This window comes from Nocardia sp. 852002-51101_SCH5132738, from assembly GCF_001665695.1.
In the GTDB taxonomy this organism is placed as follows: Bacteria; Actinomycetota; Actinomycetes; order Mycobacteriales; family Mycobacteriaceae; genus Nocardia; species Nocardia nova.
On the sequence record NZ_LZML01000111.1, the window covers coordinates 1 to 987 of the forward strand.

At 63.7% G+C, this 987-nt stretch carries 1 protein-coding gene; it reads right to left on the reverse strand.

All coding sequences use genetic code 11. From position 1 onward, the window contains the following. On the reverse strand, nt 1-987 hold a 987-nt coding region (fgd, locus tag A5789_RS16825), incomplete at both ends, for a glucose-6-phosphate dehydrogenase (coenzyme-F420) (protein WP_227462657.1).

Consider the following 987-nt stretch of genomic DNA (forward strand, 5'->3'; position numbering starts at 1 on the left):
TGCGCGCAGGCGCGGGGCGAGGTCGCGTGCGAACAGATCCAGGAAACGACGCTGATCGTGGCCCGGGGCGTGGAAGACCAGATGGTTCAGCCCTGCATCGACATACGGTTTGACCTGCTCGACCGCCTCATCCGGATCGCTGGCCACGATCCAGCGCTTGGCGATCTGCTCGATCGGCAACGCATCCGCGGCCGCCTCCATCTCGATCGGATCGGTGATCGAATGCTTCTGCTCGGCCGTCAACGACAACGGCGCCCAGAACCGCGTATTCTCCAACGCCAGTTCCGGATCGGTGTCATACGAAATCTTGATCTCGATCATCCGATCGATATCGCCGAGCGTACGACCCACCTTCTCCGCACCCTCGGTCACCGCCGGCATCAACTTCTCCGTGTACAGGTCCATCCCCTTACCCGAGGTGCAGATGAAACCGTCACCGGCCCGGCCCGCATACCGAGCCACCACCGGACCACCCGCCGCGATATACACCGGAATCCCCGCCGGCGGCACATCGTAGATCGACGCGCCGACCGTGTTGTAGTACTGGCCCTCGAAATCGACCCGGTCACCACTCCACAACGCGCGCATCAGATCCACCGACTCACGCAACCGGGCGAAACGCTCCTTGAACTCCGGCCACTCCCCCTTGTAACCCGTCGCGATCTCGTTGAGCGCCTCCCCCGTGCCCACACCCAGCATGATCCGCTCCGGATACAGCACCCCGAGGGTCGCGAACGCCTGGGCGATCACCGCGGGGTTGTAGCGGAACGTCGGCGTCAGCACCGACGTCCCCAGCTGAATACGAGAAGTCCGCTCACCGACCGCGGTCATCCACGCCAGCGAAAACGGAGCATGCCCACCCTCGTGCCGCCACGGCTGGAAATGATCACTGACGGTCGCACTGTCGAGGCCGTGTTCTTCGACCAGAACGCCGAGCTCGACGAGCTCGCGTGGTCCGAATTGTTCTGCCGACGCTTTGTATCCCAG